The 17,533-nt window shown below is 46.8% G+C and carries 13 protein-coding genes; 2 read left to right on the plus strand and 11 right to left on the minus strand.

All coding sequences use genetic code 11. The features are described 5' to 3' along the window. The first annotated feature begins 32 nt into the window (after positions 1 to 32). Together AC6I8E_RS12140 and AC6I8E_RS12145 are read left to right on the plus strand one after the other, a co-directional pair. Positions 33 to 824 carry an ABC transporter substrate-binding protein gene (locus AC6I8E_RS12140; protein ID WP_095706915.1) on the plus strand — a complete coding sequence of 264 codons (792 nt, stop codon included), beginning with the start codon at positions 33 to 35 and terminating at the stop codon, positions 822 to 824. Positions 825 to 930: 106 nt separating this feature from the next. Continuing rightward, a complete protein-coding gene (locus AC6I8E_RS12145; protein WP_497824033.1) occupies positions 931 to 2,229 on the plus strand; it encodes a succinylglutamate desuccinylase/aspartoacylase family protein in 1,299 nt (432 codons plus the stop codon). A 34-nt stretch (positions 2,230 to 2,263) separates the two neighbouring features. Here AC6I8E_RS12145 and gnd read toward each other — a convergent pair whose 3' ends face one another. The 11 genes from gnd to rfbB form a co-directional block, all read right to left on the minus strand. Then, positions 2,264 to 3,673, minus strand: coding sequence for an NADP-dependent phosphogluconate dehydrogenase (gnd, locus tag AC6I8E_RS12150; protein ID WP_013358445.1), 1,410 nt, complete (start codon positions 3,671 to 3,673; stop codon positions 2,264 to 2,266). 191 nt (positions 3,674 to 3,864) lie between these two features. Next, on the minus strand, positions 3,865 to 4,680 hold the full coding sequence (locus AC6I8E_RS12155; protein WP_110330615.1) for a glycosyltransferase: 816 nt from the start codon (positions 4,678 to 4,680) through the stop codon (positions 3,865 to 3,867). 13 nt (positions 4,681 to 4,693) lie between these two features. Further along, on the minus strand, positions 4,694 to 5,626 hold the full coding sequence (locus AC6I8E_RS12160; protein WP_110330616.1) for a glycosyltransferase family 2 protein: 933 nt from the start codon (positions 5,624 to 5,626) through the stop codon (positions 4,694 to 4,696). Further along, a complete protein-coding gene (locus tag AC6I8E_RS12165; RefSeq protein WP_497824034.1) occupies positions 5,620 to 7,455 on the minus strand; it encodes an HAD family hydrolase in 1,836 nt (611 codons plus the stop codon). The genes AC6I8E_RS12160 and AC6I8E_RS12165 overlap by 7 nt, the downstream gene beginning before the upstream one ends. Then, positions 7,452 to 11,378: a glycosyltransferase gene (locus AC6I8E_RS12170; protein WP_497824035.1), complete on the minus strand. Its 3,927-nt coding sequence runs from the start codon at positions 11,376 to 11,378 to the stop codon at positions 7,452 to 7,454. Before AC6I8E_RS12170 ends, AC6I8E_RS12165 begins: the two co-directional genes overlap by 4 nt. Next, on the minus strand, positions 11,371 to 12,762 hold the full coding sequence (locus tag AC6I8E_RS12175; RefSeq protein ID WP_497824036.1) for an ABC transporter ATP-binding protein: 1,392 nt from the start codon (positions 12,760 to 12,762) through the stop codon (positions 11,371 to 11,373). The genes AC6I8E_RS12170 and AC6I8E_RS12175 overlap by 8 nt, the downstream gene beginning before the upstream one ends. Further along, positions 12,752 to 13,588 carry an ABC transporter permease gene (locus AC6I8E_RS12180; RefSeq protein ID WP_418162930.1) on the minus strand — a complete coding sequence of 279 codons (837 nt, stop codon included), beginning with the start codon at positions 13,586 to 13,588 and terminating at the stop codon, positions 12,752 to 12,754. Before AC6I8E_RS12180 ends, AC6I8E_RS12175 begins: the two co-directional genes overlap by 11 nt. Positions 13,589 to 13,875: 287 nt before the next feature. Continuing rightward, positions 13,876 to 14,409: a dTDP-4-dehydrorhamnose 3,5-epimerase gene (gene rfbC / locus AC6I8E_RS12185; RefSeq protein WP_418162929.1), complete on the minus strand. Its 534-nt coding sequence runs from the start codon at positions 14,407 to 14,409 to the stop codon at positions 13,876 to 13,878. Then, the gene (rfbA, locus tag AC6I8E_RS12190; protein WP_418162928.1) at positions 14,409 to 15,290 is read right to left on the minus strand and encodes a glucose-1-phosphate thymidylyltransferase RfbA; all 882 of its coding nucleotides are present in this window, start codon (positions 15,288 to 15,290) and stop codon (positions 14,409 to 14,411) included. Before rfbA ends, rfbC begins: the two co-directional genes overlap by 1 nt. A 44-nt stretch (positions 15,291 to 15,334) precedes the next feature. Beyond that, positions 15,335 to 16,222: a dTDP-4-dehydrorhamnose reductase gene (gene rfbD, locus AC6I8E_RS12195; RefSeq protein WP_418162927.1), complete on the minus strand. Its 888-nt coding sequence runs from the start codon at positions 16,220 to 16,222 to the stop codon at positions 15,335 to 15,337. Further along, positions 16,222 to 17,301, minus strand: a complete 1,080-nt coding sequence (gene rfbB / locus AC6I8E_RS12200; RefSeq protein WP_418162926.1) for a dTDP-glucose 4,6-dehydratase — start codon at positions 17,299 to 17,301, stop codon at positions 16,222 to 16,224. The genes rfbD and rfbB overlap by 1 nt, the downstream gene beginning before the upstream one ends. Positions 17,302 to 17,533 lie beyond the last annotated feature (232 nt).

Consider the following 17,533-nt stretch of genomic DNA (forward strand, 5'->3'; position numbering starts at 1 on the left):
ATCACTCATCACGACAGAATAAGAGCAAAATCATGAACATTTTCACTCAATGCCTGCGTCAGACGCTGGCTGTGGCGGTTATGGCAGGCTGCGCGTTTGCAGCTCAGGCGAAAATCGAACAGGTGCGTTTTGCAGTCGATCCGACCTATCCGCCGTTTGAATCGAAAACCCCGCAGGGTAAGCTGGTCGGCTTTGATATCGATCTGGGTAATGCGCTCTGCACGCAGATGCAGGCGAAATGTGTCTGGGTTGAAAGCCAGTTTGACGGCATGATTCCGGCGCTGAAAGCACGTAAGTTTGATGCCATTCTGTCTGACATGGGCATTACAGAAGAGCGCCTGAAGCAGATCGACTTTACCGTGCCGCTGTATGACACCCACACCCAGCTGATTGCGCGTAAAGGCGCCGGCATCCTGCCCACCGTCGAGTCTCTGAAAGGTAAAACGGTTGGCGTGGAACAGGGAACGGTTCAGGAGCGTTATGCGCTGGCGAAATGGCAGCCCTATGGTGTGACCGTGGTGCCTTATGGCGATCAGGCACAGGTTGAAAGCGATCTGGTTTCAGGCCGACTGGATGCCGTCTTTACCGACGCGGCACAGGCGGCGATTGGCTTCCTGAAGCATCCGCAGGGCAAAGATTTTGAACTGGCTGGCCCGATTATTCAGGATCCGATTATCGGCCCCGGCACGGCCATTGGCCTGCGCAAAGGCGATACCGAACTGAAAACGGCGCTGGATAACGCCTTTGCCGAAATCAAAAAGAATGGCACCTTCGATCAGATTCAGAAGCGCTACTTCGCCACGGATATCTCTATTCAGCAGTAACCTCGCGGTCGCCCTTTTTCGTCCTCACCGCGATCCGGCACTATACTCTAACTTTTTCGGGACGGCGCGCTGTCGTCCCTTGCCGATTAAAGGACATTAACACGGTATGCATCAACAACATCATCCACTGTTAAGCGCCTCTTTAGGCACCCAGCGTGAAATCATCAGTTTCCATTTTGCTGAGGACAATGAACGTCAGGTTTATATCCAGGCTGCGCTGCATGGCGACGAACTGCCCGGTATGGCGGTGGCCTGGTATTTGAAGCAGCGGCTGCAGGCGCTGGAGTCCGCCGGACAGCTTAAAGCTGCCTTTACCCTGGTGCCGGTGGCTAATCCGCTGGCACTGGGACAGCACTGGCACGGCACCCATCTCGGCCGCTTTCATACCCTCTCCGGTCAGGACTTCAACCGCCGTTTTCCGTCACTGGGCAATACTCTGGCGGCCGGGCTGGCTGAGAGTCTGACCCAAAGTGAATCACAGAACAGGAACCTTATCCGCGATGCGATTGATCGTCATTATCGCGATACCGTGCCAAAGACCGAGCTGGATGCGCAGCGCTATACGCTGATGCGGATGGCCAGTCAGGCCGATTTGATGATTGACCTGCACTGTGACTGGGAAGCCGTGCCGCATCTCTATACCACGCCGCATGCCTGGCCGGATATCGAACCGCTGGCGCGCTGGTTAGGCAGTGAAGTACAACTGCTGGCGCAGATCTCCGGTGGAGAGCCGTTTGATGAAGCCTGTTGCGAACCCTGGCTGACGCTGGCAGAGCGGTTCGGCAAAGATTACCCGATGCCTCGTGGCTTATTGCCGGTGACGCTGGAGTTGCGTGGCATGCGTGATGTGTCGCCTGAACAGGCGGAGAAAGATGCAGATGCGATTATTTCGGCGCTGCAGGAAGGCGGTTATATCGGCTACAGCGAGCCTTCGATTTCCGTGGAAGTGGCCGCGCCCGTCATTGGCGGCGATGAGCTGGTCCCGGCGAGCGCGGGCGGTGACGATATCGTGGCCATCAATGACGGTCCGATTGGTTTAAACGTGCCTGACCTCGCTGAAGCACCGGGAGAAGGTAGCGTTATCAAAGAGCGTCACAGCGAGGGTTCGGCGGCGGCCTCTCCTACCCTGAAAAATCCTCCTACGCCGTTAGCGGGCTGTGAATATATTCATTCGCCGGTCTCAGGGCTGATCCTGCACCGCAAACCGCTCGGTGCGCAGATTCGCCCGGGAGAAGTGGTGGCTGAGATTATTGATCCGCTTACGGACCACATCACCCCTCTGGTGGCTGAGTATGGCGGTATTCTCTATGCGAGACACTGGGTAAGGTTTGCGACGGCAGGCATGCTGGTTGTGCGGCTGGCGGGAGAGCGGGAGATTCGGAGCGGGGATTTGCTGGTAGGGTAAAAAAAGGGCTTCCCGAGGGAAGCCCTTTTAGTGATTAATCTAACCACTCGGTGTGGAACACACCGTCTTTATCAATACGCTTATAGGTATGCGCACCGAAGTAGTCACGCTGCGCCTGAATCAGGTTGGCAGGCAGCACTTCTGAACGGTAGCTGTCGTAATAAGCGATCGCCGCAGAGAAGGTTGGCGTTGGGATACCGTTCTGAATTGCGTAAGAAACGACATCACGCAGCGCCTGCTGATACTGATCCGCGATATCTTTGAAGTACGGAGCCAGCAACAGGTTAGCGATGCCTGCATCGGCTTCATAAGCATCGGTGATCTTCTGCAGGAACTGGGCACGGATGATGCAGCCAGCGCGGAAGATCTTCGCGATTTCACCGTAGTGCAGATCCCAATTGTTCTCTTCTGACGCTGCACGCAGCTGTGAAAAGCCCTGCGCATAAGAGACTATTTTACCCAGGTACAGCGCGCGACGGACTTTCTCGATGAACTCTGCTTTATCACCAGTGAAAGCTTTAGCCTGTGGGCCGCTCAGTACTTTAGAGGCCGCAACACGCTGGGTTTTCAGTGAGGAGAGGTAACGGGCGAAGACAGACTCAGTGATCAGTGACAGAGGTTCACCCAGATCCAGTGAGCTCTGGCTGGTCCATTTACCGGTGCCTTTGTTAGCCGCTTCATCCAGAATCACATCAACCAGATATTTACCTTCTTCATCTTTCTTGGTGAAGATATCTTTGGTGATGTCGATCAGGTAGCTGCTCAGCTCGCCGTTGTTCCAGTCGGTGAAAGTTTCAGCCAGCTCTTCATTGTTAAGACCCAGCGCACCTTTCAGCAGTGCGTAAGCTTCAGCAATCAGCTGCATGTCGCCATATTCGATGCCGTTGTGAACCATCTTCACATAGTGACCCGCGCCATTTGGACCGATGTAAGCCACACAGGCTTCGCCATCTTCGGCACGTGCTGCAATCTTATCCAGGATTGGCGCAACCAGCTCATACGCTTCTTTCTGGCCACCAGGCATGATCGATGGGCCTTTCAGTGCGCCCTCTTCACCACCGGAAACACCGGTACCGATGAAGTTGAAGCCCTGATCAGAAAGTTCTTTGTTACGACGGATGGTATCTTTGTAGAAGGTGTTACCGCCATCGATCAGGATGTCGCCTTTATCCAGGTGTGGAGTCAGTGAGGCGATAGTCTTGTCAGTCGCTTCACCCGCCTGAACCATCAGCAGGATACGACGAGGTTTTTCCAGCGATTCAACAAACTCTTCAACGGTGTAAAAAGGAGCAAGCTTCTTGCCCTGGTTCTCGGCGATGACTTCGTCAGTCTTTTCGCGTGAACGGTTGAAGATTGAAACAGTGTAACCGCGGCTCTCAATGTTAAGAGCCAGGTTGCGGCCCATCACTGCCATACCTACAACGCCGATCTGTTGCTTGGACATATTTTACTCCTGATCAATATATACAGAGCCGTTCAGCTCTAACCCACTTATGAATTCAGATAATTTTAACTTAGTGATTACAATACAACATTTTTTTAAAAAATGTTATCCGTAACACCAGAGACATGTTAGTAGACAGCACGGCTGAACAATAAAACAGGCACAATAAGTAAAATCTCAAACCTGTCTTATTACGAATTCTTACAGTTAAACTGAGAAAGGCATTTAGTGTTAAACAGCTCTCTCTCACGATCAATTAACCATCCCCATTTGTTGAAATATCGGACAGCGGAAACAATGTGATAAAAAAGGAATTTAAAATCCTGATATGAGCGTCGTTGTGATTCATGCACAACTGTTGATGCAGGGCAATACTGGATGCCCAACCCCGAAGCAGAGACACGCCTGGATAAGTCCACATCTTCCATATAGAGGAAAAAACGTTCGTCAAAACCATTTGTGTGATTTAGTGCCTGCTGGCTAATGAGCATGAAGCAGCCAGAAAGTGATGGAGCATAGAAGGGTCGGCTATAATCAGCATGATGAAGCTCGTATTCACCATTCGAAATTTTCATATAGCGCGAGAAAAAGCGTCTCATAAAAAGCTGATTAGGCGTTGGCAACAGCTTACAACTGTGCTGAAGACTTCCATCCGGGTAAATCACTTTAGGAATAGTCAGTGAAAGATTATTTTCTTTGGTAAAGTGATAAAGAGAATCAACTTCTCCACAGTCAAAGCTGATGTCAGGATTGCAAATCAAAATATATTCGCACTGATTTTTATATTCCTGAAAGGCTTTATTATGGCCCGCGCCAAATCCGTTATTATTTGCTACAGATAAAATTGAAACTTTCGGATGAGAATAATCACTTAACCAATTACAGTGACAACCATTGTCAACGATGCAAACTTTATCAATACTTTTCTCAGCCAGCAATGAATCCAGCGTGCGTGAAATATCCTCATAAGCATGACGATACAGAACAAGCGATGCGATTATTTTCACAAGATTACCAAAATTAGAACTTGTTAAATAGAGCGTAAGAGAAATTCGTCATTTGACCCAGGCGATTTTGATGGTAGACGCCTGAAGCTTTGAATAATTTTAAACGCGCAGGTAACGTGTTGTCCCGGATATGGCGAAAAGCCTCAAAAATAACCCGGTTTTCCGGCGTCATTTCCGCTTTTAGCTGCGTCAGAAAGCGGAAATTCACATCATTCCAGTGTCGGTTGCGTCCCTGATGAGCATCGATGAAATTGCTGACCCGCTGTGTCAGGTTCATTCCGTTGCCAATAACATTAGCGTTATGCTGTCTGTATAACACTGAGGGCTCAGGGTCAAAAAAGATGTTGCCGCCACAGGCGCTTACGATGAGATAAAGTGCCCAGTCGTGCGCGATCACAGGTAAGTCGAGTATCTTCAGAAAAAGCTGCCGCGCCGCTGCGTTAAAGACCATCGTGTTCCCGCTGGCAATATTTTGCAGTAATGCGTTAGGGAAACCGGGTCTTTTAGCATTAAGCGGCGATAAACCGAGGACCTGATCATGCTCGTCAATTAACCGGGTTCGGGAGCAATAGAGCGCAGGAACCTCTTCGGGCAGAGATTGCAGATACTCAACGGCACGCAAAAGTTTTGCGGGATGCCACATGTCATCCTGATCAGCAAAAGCATAAAAATCTGCTTCTATTCCCGGATTGCCAATCAGAGACTTAAAGTTTTCGCAAAAGCCTTTTTGCGGACCGGCCAGAAGGGTGCAGCTATTTTCTGCACCCGAAAAAGCCCGCTCGGTAATCGAGCGGGTATCATCTTCAGATCCATCATCAGAAACCCATAAAGACCAGTTTTTCCAGTCCTGATCTTTTACAGACTGCAGCTGCTTCTCTATGAAAGCGGCACCATTATAGGTACCCATAAGAACAGCAACATGTTCCTTTTGGCCGGTTATTAACATGAGGAACTGTTCTTGAAGTAATCCTGAAACTTAACAACTTTATTACGTGTGCTGCCCCAGGAGTCAAAATTTTCAATCTGCATGAAAAGATGATTTCTGCGCCAGTCATCTTTTGTTGTCAACGAGATGAGCGGTTCAGCCAGCTGCATTGGCGTAAGATTAACCTGTAGTCTTGCTAACATCGCCAGAAAATCATTACAGAATCTGTCCACACCCTCGGTCAGTTGTGCATTGATCAGATTATGATCTTTTGATTTCGTCCGGCCGGGATCGGTGACTGAACACACGCCGTTTTTGACAGGTTTATAGCCAATGACCGTATTGTGCGGCGCAGAGAAAAACAGCTCTATGGCCACGCGATTCTCATAAATCTTGTCCACTAAAGTCGGGCTGGTCGTATCGTTATCAATAAATGCTTTCATTTTTTGATGTGGCGTACGGCGCTTTCTTTCAAAGGTGTTGGCAATGCAAAAATAATAGCCAATCACATTTATGTTCATGAATTTCTTAACGGTATGGATAAACGCTTCCTGCGTCGTTCCGCTCCAGCCTACATCTACCATAGCGACAGTATCGCCCTCTTTGATGCCCAGGGAGTGAAGATAGATGAACAACCCCCGACGGTTGCGCTGACATACCTTAAGAATCTCAGCGCGGAGTGCGATGAGAAACTTTTCGACTAGCTCGTAATTTTCCGGCGCAATAACCAGGTCAGGTGCAACTCCTGCCGACATCATTACGTGATCTGCCGGTGGCTCTACACCAATGCGCTCAAGTAATTCCCCTGGGGATAATCCATCTGAACCTGACATCAGGAAAGCAAGGTTCTGGCTGAAGTTCTCTTCATCCATCAGAGAGAGATTGAAAGCAATACGTGAACCCATGAAATAGGAGAACGAAGGCAGCTTTTCTGTAAAATAGCGCGACGCCAGTCTTTCCAGCGCATAACCATCACGGGAAACAAACAAGAGTTTATCAACATTGTCTGTCAGGCATTGTTTACGAATCCACTCAAGAAAGCCCCAGGTAGCGGGTGCCTGGTATTCGTATCCCAGCTGCTGAAATGAACCGGCAGCGACGTTATCTGGCCGCAGGGTCCGAATCATGCCGTTGATCAGCGACGAGGCAAGAGGCTGTTTTTTTCCTTTATTCACCAAATGAGGCGACTGGTAATGCCATGCGTTGATACTTTTTTCGCGTGGCTTAATGAAATCGGCCATTTCATTATCACCGATGTGCAACACCTGATGCGGTTCCACCTCGCATTCTGCAAGCAGATAATCAAATATCTCACCCGTATCCCGCTTTGTCGCATTGCGACTTGCAGAGATATACAACGGGACGTCCGGCATATCATACTTTTTCAATGCCGCACGGAAGAAATCCTCTTCAAGGTACATATCTGAGGTAATAACGACGGTTTTACCCGATAAAATTAAATCATTGAAAAAGCCAATAAAGAAAGGATTTGGCTCGACCAGCGCCAGCTCAAGCTGATATTCAGCTTCCATCAGACTTTCAGTATCGCCACGTGTGCCCTGAAAGTTATTATAAATATTTCTTAGGGTTATTTCTTTCCTGCCCTCTTTAACCATTTGTGCAAAAGCATTTTTCTGTGCATTGCAGCGCAACTGCCTGAAGTCAGCAATTGAAAACTTATTCGCTAGCAGGTCAAATGCATCTTCAGGATTGTCCAGCGGGCGAATAAAAAGAGTATCAAAAAAATCAAAAGAGATAACTCTGGCGTCTTTAGCTAAATGACGAAGTGAAATCAGATCCATCTCTTCTTTCGTATAAGCAGGGTTAACAGTGTTATCACAATTAATCATTTCATGATCTCGAAATTATGTCCGTTAAAAGCAAAGTTGACGTTGTAGAAAGGGTCGTACTGATAGTACTGCGGATGTTTACTGTTCAGACGACTCAGTTCATTTTGCAAACGTCTTACTTTTTCAGCATCCATGTGATCAAGCCCACGTGAAACAGATTCATGATGGATAAGTGTAACCGCCTGACACATAACGTTATAGTAACCGTTTTCGACCAGACGCATACAGATATCAACATCGTTATAAGCGATAGGGAATGATTCATCAAAACCGTTTATTGATTCATATTTTTCACGCGAAACCATCAGACATGCTCCTGTTACGGCGAGCCAGTTATATTCAATCTGATTGCGTAAAAAATAGCCGGGGTGATTTTTATCCTGACCGATATAGGCATGAACAGGGCCGGTCTGGAGATTAAGAACTCCGGTATGCTGCATAGTCTGCCCGTCAGCATAGACCAGTTTAGCGCCAACAGCCCCCACATGTTTCTGCTGAGCGTAACCACCCAGTCTGTTCAGCCAGTCGTCCTGTAGGACTTCAGTGTCATCGTTGAGGAAAAGCAACAGGCTACCTTCAGAATGGGCAACGCCGATGTTATTCAACTCAGAAAAATTGAAAGGCTGGTCGTGTCTTATGACAGTGGCAAAGTGTTGGGACTTAAGTTCATCAAGATACGCAAGCGTATCGGGCTTCTGAGATCCATTATCAACAACAATAATCTCGTAATGGCTCCAGCGGGTTTTACTGCGGATTGAATTAATGCAGCGCGCGAGCACGTCATGATTATCCCGCGTAGGGATGATGATTGAAATCAGGGTCTCCGGACGGAGATCATAATTAACGCGGAAATATCCATGATAGCCAGGCAGCTCTTCAACAGTCCCCTCAATACCACGTCGCTTCAGCGCATCTTCACGTACCGCTTTAGAAGCGGCTAAGACATAGGGCTTAGCGGTGATATCAGACGCGACAGAGGCCGGGATGATGCGCCAGTGATACAGAATTTTCGGAATGTGCGAAATTTTCTGCGTTATCTCACTTAATCTGAGAATGAAGTCCCAATCCTGACAACCATTAAATTCTGTCCGTAATCCTCCCAGTTGGCGGGCAGTGCTCAGGCGTACACAGGCAGCATGGCAGGTATACATGGTGCCCATCATGGTATCTGGCGACCAGTCAGGTTTGAAGTGAGGCTGAGAATAATTCCCTTCCGGCGTAAATTTATCCTCATCACTATAAATAAAATCAGGATCTTCTTCGTTGATGCATTTTACAAATTCGAACAGGCAATCCTGCGTTAACTCATCGTCATGATCCAGGAAGACAATGTAATCACCGCTTGCATTCTCTATTGCAATGTTAGTTGCGCCAGCAATCCCCTGGTTTTTTTCCATGTGAATGACTTTGATTCGGGGATCTTTTAAAGCGTCGAGAGCGGGTGCAGTCTCCTCATCAGGACTGCAGTCGTTAGCCAGCACTAATTCCCAGTTGTCATACCATTGATCTTCTACTGACTTAACCATCAACGCCAGCAGGTCCAGTGGCGTATTGTAGATAGGCACAATTATGGAGAAAAGCGGCTTGACCTCAAACTCATTAAGAATATCTTTAAAATAATTCGGCTTTTTGGCCGGAATGTAAACGTACTCATCCGGACGATCAGAGAATGAATAGGTTCCATTATTACTATGCGAAAGGAAGACTGGCTGAGTCCCCTTACTATTATTGATAATAGTCTGTTCATATAGAGCCTGGTTAAAGGCAGGGTGATGCCTGAACCATGCAGGCCGCACTTTCATAGCGACTTTTAACGCTTTTTCTTTATATCGCTCTGGCAACTGCATATAGACGTTTCGCGAGACTTCTCTCACGCGCTTCTTTAAACCGCTGTTATTAGATGTGGCCTGCGCAATAACCTTACCTGATTTTACTTTTACTCTCTGCCCCAGATAAAACAGTCTGAAAAATATTCTCTTTACTGGTTGCCTTATCTTTAATGGAACCCGGCGGCCTGCAACACGTAGCGGAGCGGAAATTTTCCAGCTGGCAGAATTCAAAATGGTTTCGACATCATGACGATACTTGCTCAGAACATGGGCCTGATGTTCATAAAGGGCATGAATCTGATTTAACTCTTCCTGCAACCGACTGGCACGTTCGCTCTCATTTTTCAGCGATTCTTCCAGATTTGTAATACGGAGCAGATTTTGATCGTTGATGTTTTTTTCGTGACTTCTCAATGAATTGAGATTATTGAGGTCAGTCCAGTATTCAGCACGAACAGAAAGGGAAAAACCTTTGAGCGTTGTATAAATATCTTCAGCATCTTTGTGCTGAATTTTCGCCAGAAACGCTGACTCCTGCTTCAGATATTTTCGCGATTCAGCACTTGAGCATGAAAAGCCCATAGCATTTAACACCGCTGTCGTCAGCTCAGCAATGTTGTTGCTATTACAGTTTCGGCTATTGCCAGCAGACGTCACACGTAACAGGGAATGATAGATACCGCGATAGGCTACATAACCCAGCGTAATGGTCTCGCCAGCCTGCCACTCCTGATCAAAGAAAACAAATTCGCCATTGTTTTTTCTGATCACATTAAACGGCAAGGCATCCAGGTAAGAATCAGGCAGGACAATATCTTTGTCTGTTTCCAGCGGCACCTGTGCTTTGAGCTGAAGCTGGTCAAGCCACCCTTTTGCCCAGGCCGCTAATTCTTCAATACGCCAGTGGGGACGATTAATAATGCGTAAAAGATCGGTCCAGAGAGATTGACCATAAATGAATCTATCCATATCCGCTGACCTGACATTGCCGTCCTGGCTGGAGCCAGAGAATACAGACAAGCCTTCATCCGTCTGTATAAATTCTACGTTCTTCTTCTTGTCAGCACTCCGTTCATCTGAATAGTAAATAGCCGCCACGTTTTCATGAATAACATCCTGTTTAATTGCGCTTGAGACCATCAAAAACGAACTTGAGAGATCAGCAGCAATTTCATTGTTCCAGATGTTTTTGATGCCCTGCTCAATTGAGAACAGATGCTGTGGAACGATTTGCTTTTCTTTATGCGCGCTTTCCATTGCTAACTGACTCAGCGCTTTGGAGTGCTTTTGCCAGCCCAGCGGGGTAACTACTGTGCACGGTAATTTATAATCAGGTAACGGAATATATTCCAGAGTATCCTGGAAACCGGCTTTATTCAGTTCATTCAACAGCTCTTTACGACCAAACGTGACAACACTTTTTTCATCGTAACTATTGTTAATGCCATACATCGGCAGGTTCACATGGTCTTCGCGAGCGCCTGAAAAATATTTGATACCCAGTTTATTTTCAATGGCAACAAATAATTTCCCATCCTTCTTCAAACGCTTTTTGCACGCCTTTAAAAGTTCCTGCTCACCATTTTCACCCACGAAAACACGTGCGTATTCAAGGACACCAATCAGTAAAACCGCATCGAAATCGCCGAAATCCGGGAGCGTATCGGAAGGAGCGCAGATGACAGTGACATTCGGAAGATCGCGGCAGCGTGAGCGAGCAATCGTTGCGCGACGGAAACTGCCTTCCACAGAGACAACTTCTGCAGCATTCTCGCCCAGGAACCGGCTGATTGCGCCACATCCACAGCCGATTTCTAATATTCTTTTGCCCTTCATCCACTCCTGGAATGGACGTAGCAGGTTCGAACGTACGGGACTAAGATGATAGGTTGAGGGCCAGTCTACGATGAAGGGTTCTAATTCTTCTGAATCAACGCTGACGTCTGAGACTTCACTGATTGTTTTGTAGATGTAGTTTTCAGTCTCTTCGCCGTCGCTATACGCAAAATCCTTCATATCTGAGGGTGACCACAGCGCCGTCTTTTCATTTTTCTGAAAACCAGCATCTGATAAAATTTGTTCTAAATTAGCCATTTTCAAGTTTTATTCTCGCGTTTAGATCGGCCAAACCGGTAAAAGTACCCACAGGTCCTACAGGCAAATGAATTGAGTCATAGCGACGGTCGTGAGGGATTATTTCGCCCTGAGTGTTACTACTCGCGATACCCACAGAAACAAAATAGTCGCCTTCAAAAAGAAGATTTGGCAACGTTACCGATACGATAAACGATTGGTCGGGCTTCGCCTCTTCAACGATCGATACTGACTGCCACTCACTGTTCGTGTTGTAAATGGTGACGCCTTCTTTAGTTTTGATCGCAAAACCAAAAATAGGTCTGAAAATATAGTCATGACAAATGACTTTAAACAGAAAATTAATAGGCTTTTTGGGTTCAAAGATCCCTGGGAACGCCTGACCATCTTGATCAAAATGATAGTCATAAATTTCTGCTGCTTTATCTCCCCACCGGTACTCAGAGGGATTGTAATGAGGCCTTTCATCAAACACGCTGTTCAGCCTGAGCTGGCTTTCTGTTTTAGCCTCTTCCGTTTTTTCCAGATTGGTTTCCCGCTCCAGCCGTTCCTCTTCACCTTTAGCCGCCAGCGCGATTTGCTTATCCACATCTGCACGCGTGCTGTCGTTTTCGCGTTTTTTCCCGAATAGAATATCCAGATAGCGATTTATGACTTCTCGGGGTGCACCACACTCCTGTGTTACGCCACCGTCCAGGAGTAATGCCCGGTCGCAATGTGTCACGATCTGCTCTGTGGCATGTGAAACAAAGAGAATTGAGGTACCATTTTGTTTGAGCTTTTTCAACCGGGCAAAACATTTAGCCTGAAACTTTGCATCGCCCACGGCAAGGGCTTCGTCAACGATCAATATTTCCGGTTCAATCTGAGCCTGAACAGCAAAAGCCAGCCGGACGAGCATGCCGCTTGAATATGAGCGGACGGGAGAATGGATGAAGTGACCAATATCAGCAAACGAAAGAATGTCATCAAGTCTCGCTTCCGTTTCTTCGCGGGTCAATCCCATCAGGGACGCATTGAGGTAAACGTTCTCAAGTCCGCTAAAGTCACTGTTAAAGCCTGCACCCAGTTCCAGCAGCGCGGCGACACGCCCGTTAACGGTGACATTCCCGGATGTAGGCGTTAATGTTCCGGCGATAATCTGAAGTAACGTAGATTTTCCTGAGCCATTTCGTCCGACTATCCCCATTGTTTCACCCTTGGGTAAAACAAAAGAAACATCCTTTAAAGCCCAAAAATCTTCATGGTAAGCCCGGCTTTCACGACCCACAACCCGGTCTACTTTTGGCACAATAAACTGTTTTAATCTTCGTACTGGATTTTCATACACCTGAAAACATTTACTTACGCCATCTATTACAATCGCATTTTCATTAAAGGACATCAGCAAAACCTTTTCGTGTTTTTTGGAACCAGGCGTAACACAGCCACATTACCAATAGTGAGATAAGTGTGTAGATTCCAATACCAGAAAAATCAGGTAACTTGCCCCATATAAGTACCGCTCTGGCCTGCTCAATGATGAACGTTAACGGATTAAGCATTATGAGCGGTCGCAAGTTTTCGGGGAGAGAAGATATCGGATAAAATACTGGTGATAAAAACATCATTACGGTCATGATTATGGTAATTGTCTGCCCCACATCTCGCAGATAGACGCCTAATGATGATAAAAACCAAGTCAGCCCCAGAGTCAGTAAGGCTAATGGCAAAATGACAACGGGTATAAAAACGAGTGTCCAATGGATGTAACCATTGAATATGAAAAAGGCGATAATTAAAACGAGCATGCTAATAAAGCTATGAAAGAGCACGCTCAAAAAACTCACAACCGGTAATATTTCTAAAGGAAATACCACTTTTTTAACATAGTTTACGTTGCCAAGAATCAGGGAGGGGGCGCGACTAAGCGTTTCGGCAAAAAGACCATGAATAATCAGACCGACAAACAGAATCACTGCAAAATCAGTCTTTGATTCATTCAGTGCTCCAGCGGTTCCCCACCGGGCTTTGAATACGACTGAAAAAACGAAAGTGTAAACCATGAGCATAAAAATGGGGTTAATAAAAGACCACAAAATTCCCATGGTCGAACCGCGATAACGACCAACAACCTCTCGTTTAGTCATCTGGAAAACGAGATTTCGATTTGCCCATGTCTGACGAATCAGAGAAAAGAGTGAGGTAGATCTCGAACTATGCGGATTCATTAGTAATCTCTTAAAAGCTTGAGCTGGAGTTTTTACTGCTATCACGAACTAATTTTGACTCTCAATTGATGCAGTCCCGACAATGATCATTGTCAAACCCGATGATGACTGTTTTAACGTTATTGAAAGGTAATTGTTCCTGTCCATTAAAAGTCTGGCATAAACTGAATTTTCTTCTCAATCTTTGTTAGGATAGCCTGTGGTGAGATTTCAGGTACCACGCCTTAAAATAAGTTAAGGATGGCCTTTTTACCTGGCTCATCCTTAATTTCAATGATTAAATATAATTACTTCAGCCCGGACAGCAGTTGTCCGGCTTTGTCTTTTTCAGACAGGATAGGATCTGAAACAGGCCAGTCAATGCCTAGTTCAGGGTCATTCCATGCCAGACAACCTTCGCTTGAAGGGTCATAGTAGTTAGTGCATTTATATTCGAAATCTGCATACTCTGAAATAACAACGAAGCCATGTGCTAAGCCCGGCGGAACCCAGAATTGTGTCTTATTTTCTTCCGAAAGATAAACGCCAACCCACTGTTTATAAGTTGGTGATTCAGGTCGGATGTCGACCGCGACATCATATACTTCACCTCTTACCACACGGACCAGCTTGCCCTGAGGATTATTTCGCTGGAAATGCAAACCTCTTAACACATTTTTTGCTGAGCGCGAATGGTTGTCCTGTACAAATTCACCTTCGATATTAAGCGCACGCTTATATTTTTCACTCTGGAACGTTTCCAGGAAAAACCCGCGCTCATCACCGAAAACTTTAGGCTCAATAATTTTTACATCAGCTATTTTAGTATCAATAATTTTCATTATAAACGCCCTTCCACCAGCGCCATCAAATATTTGCCATATTCATTTTTTAGGTACGGCTTCGCTAGTTCCTGTAATTTTGCTTTATCGATAAAACCCATTCTGAAGGCAATTTCTTCCGGGCAAGCGACTTTAAGGCCCTGACGTGACTCGATAGTCTGAATAAAGTTGTTGGCTTCCATAAGGCTCTGATGTGTACCGGTATCCAGCCAGGCGTGACCGCGTCCCATAATGGACACTGAGAGTTTGCCTTGCTCCATATAGATACGGTTGATATCGGTAATCTCAAGTTCGCCGCGTGGTGATGGCTTAAGATTTTTTGCCATTTCAACAACGCTATTATCGTAAAAATAGAGTCCGGTCACGGCATAATTGCTGCGTGGGTGTTCAGGTTTTTCTATCAGTGAAATCGCTTTGCCTTCGCTGTCGAATTCCACAACGCCATAACGCTCAGGATCGGTAACATGATAAGCAAAGACGGTTGCCCCATCATCCTTAAGAGATGCGGTTTCAAGCTGCTTATAGAGGTCATGCCCGTAGAAAATATTATCACCCAGGATGAGCGCGACAGAATCATTACCAATAAACTCTTCACCAATGATAAACGCCTGAGCAAGGCCATCCGGGCTTGGTTGCACTTTGTACTGAATAGAAATGCCCCACTGAGAACCATCGCCCAGCAGGCTCTCAAAGCGCGGTGTATCCTGTGGTGTACTGATGATCAAAATATCGTTGATCCCTGCCAGCATCAGCGTGCTCAGTGGATAGTAAATCATCGGCTTATCGTAAACGGGTAACAACTGCTTGCTTACTGCCATTGTTACCGGGTAAAGACGGGTTCCAGAACCACCAGCGAGAATAATACCTTTATTCTTTTTCACAATTTTACCTTACGTAGTCAGGACGCTTTAACGTACTGTTCTAATTATCTAAGAGTCTCAAGCAACATACGTTCAACACCCTTTTGCCAGTCTGGCAGCGTCAAACAAAAAGTTTGTTGAAACTTCTCTGTATTCAGTCGTGAATTTGCAGGACGTCTGGCAGGTGTAGGGAATGCGCTGGTCGGAACAGGATTAATCACCTGAACGTTAAGCTCTATACCCTGCTGTTTAGCAAAATCGATCACACTGGTAGCGTAGGCATGCCAAGTGGTTTCACCCGCTGCAATAAGGTGATACAAGCCAGCAACGCTGCTGTCATTCAGTGCCACTCTTATCGCATGTGCTGTACTGTCTGCTATCAATTCAGCGCCAGTGGGTGCGCCAAATTGATCATTAATCACGGACAAGGTGTCCCTGTCTTTAGCCAGCTTTAGCATTGTCTTAGCGAAATTATTTCCCTTCGCAGCGTAGACCCAGCTGGTGCGGAAGATGAGGTATTTCGACATGTTATTGACGATGGCCTGCTCTCCTTCCAGCTTTGTCTGTCCATAGACATTTAACGGAGCGGTTGCGTCATCTTCGCACCAGGGCCTGTCACCCGAACCATCAAACACATAATCGGTGGAGTAATGGATCAACCATGCGCCAATTTCCTCAGCGGCCACTGCCAATGCCGTGATTGAGGTGGCATTAACCAGACGAGCCTTATCCTGTTCAGATTCGGCTTTATCCACGGCAGTGTAGGCGGTCGCATTAACGATCACAGCGGGTTTAATCTTCCGCACTGTTTCAGCTACGCCTTCGGGATTTTCGAAGTCGCCACAGTAGTCACTGGAATGACGATCGACCACGATGAGATTGCCCAACGGAGCCAGTGCACGCTGCAGCTCCCAGCCGACCTGCCCGTTTCTACCAAACAGCAAAATATCCATTAGCTACGCTTCTCGTAGTTCTGCTCGATCCAGTTCTGATAAGCACCGCTCTTCACATGCTCAACCCACTCTGAATTGTTGAGATACCATTCGACCGTTTTCTTCAGGCCCGTTTCAAAGGTCTCTTCCGGTTTCCAGCCCAGATCTTTTTCAATTTTAGCGGCATCGATCGCGTAGCGACGATCGTGCCCCGGACGGTCCTGAACATAGGTGATCTGATCACTGTACGGGGTCGCTTTTGGACGCAGCTGATCCAGCAGTTCGCAGACTTTCAGTACAACATCGATATTTTTCTTTTCGTTATGACCACCGATGTTATAAGTAGTGCCCGTCTCTGCATTTTTAACTACGGTGTAGAGCGCGCGCGCGTGGTCTTCAACATAGAGCCAGTCACGAATCTGGTCGCCTTTGCCATAGATTGGCAGTGGTTTACCTTCCAGCGCATTGCTAATGATCAGCGGAATGAGTTTTTCCGGGAAATGATAAGGACCGTAGTTGTTAGAGCAGTTGGTTACGATGACTGGCAATTTATAAGTACGGCCCCAGGCGCGAACCAGATGATCGCTGGCTGCTTTAGTCGAGGAGTAAGGGCTACTTGGGGCATAAGGGGTTTCTTCGGTAAACAGCGGCAAATCGCCTTCCATTTCATCCGGATGCGGCAGGTCACCATAAACCTCGTCAGTCGAGATATGATGAAAACGGAAGGCTGCTTTACGTTCTTCTGGCAATGCGATCCAGTATTGACGGGTCGCTTCCAGTAGTGCATAGGTACCTACCACATTGGTCTGAACAAATTCAGCAGGGCCAGTAATTGAACGGTCTACGTGGCTTTCAGCGGCCAGATGCATGATGGCATCCGGTTGAAATTCATTTAATGCTTCGGCAATAGCATGCCCATCGCAGATGTCGATCTGCTTAAAGGTGTAGCGTGCATTGCTGCTTACCTCTTTCAACGATTCAAGATTGCCCGCATAGGTCAGTTTATCAACGTTAATGACTTCATCGTTCGTATTATTGATAACATGACGCACAACCGCTGAACCGATAAACCCTGCACCACCAGTGATAAGAATCTTCATAACGTGTTTATTCCTGACAAGCTATCTGAGGCATAGGCGCCTGAATAAAAAACAGACAATCATAGGCGTTTTCAGAGCACGCTACCGCCCCTGGGTTACAGCTCCCACGATGCTGATTATCTTTGACCGAATGAGTGTGCTGACAACATGAACTCGACAGATGTTCAGCATTCGATTGATTGATATCACTTTATTAATGAAATTATTTAAGTGGGTTTATCATTCAACCATC

Source organism: Pantoea sp. X-Soil-YNGN-785 (assembly GCF_059730585.1).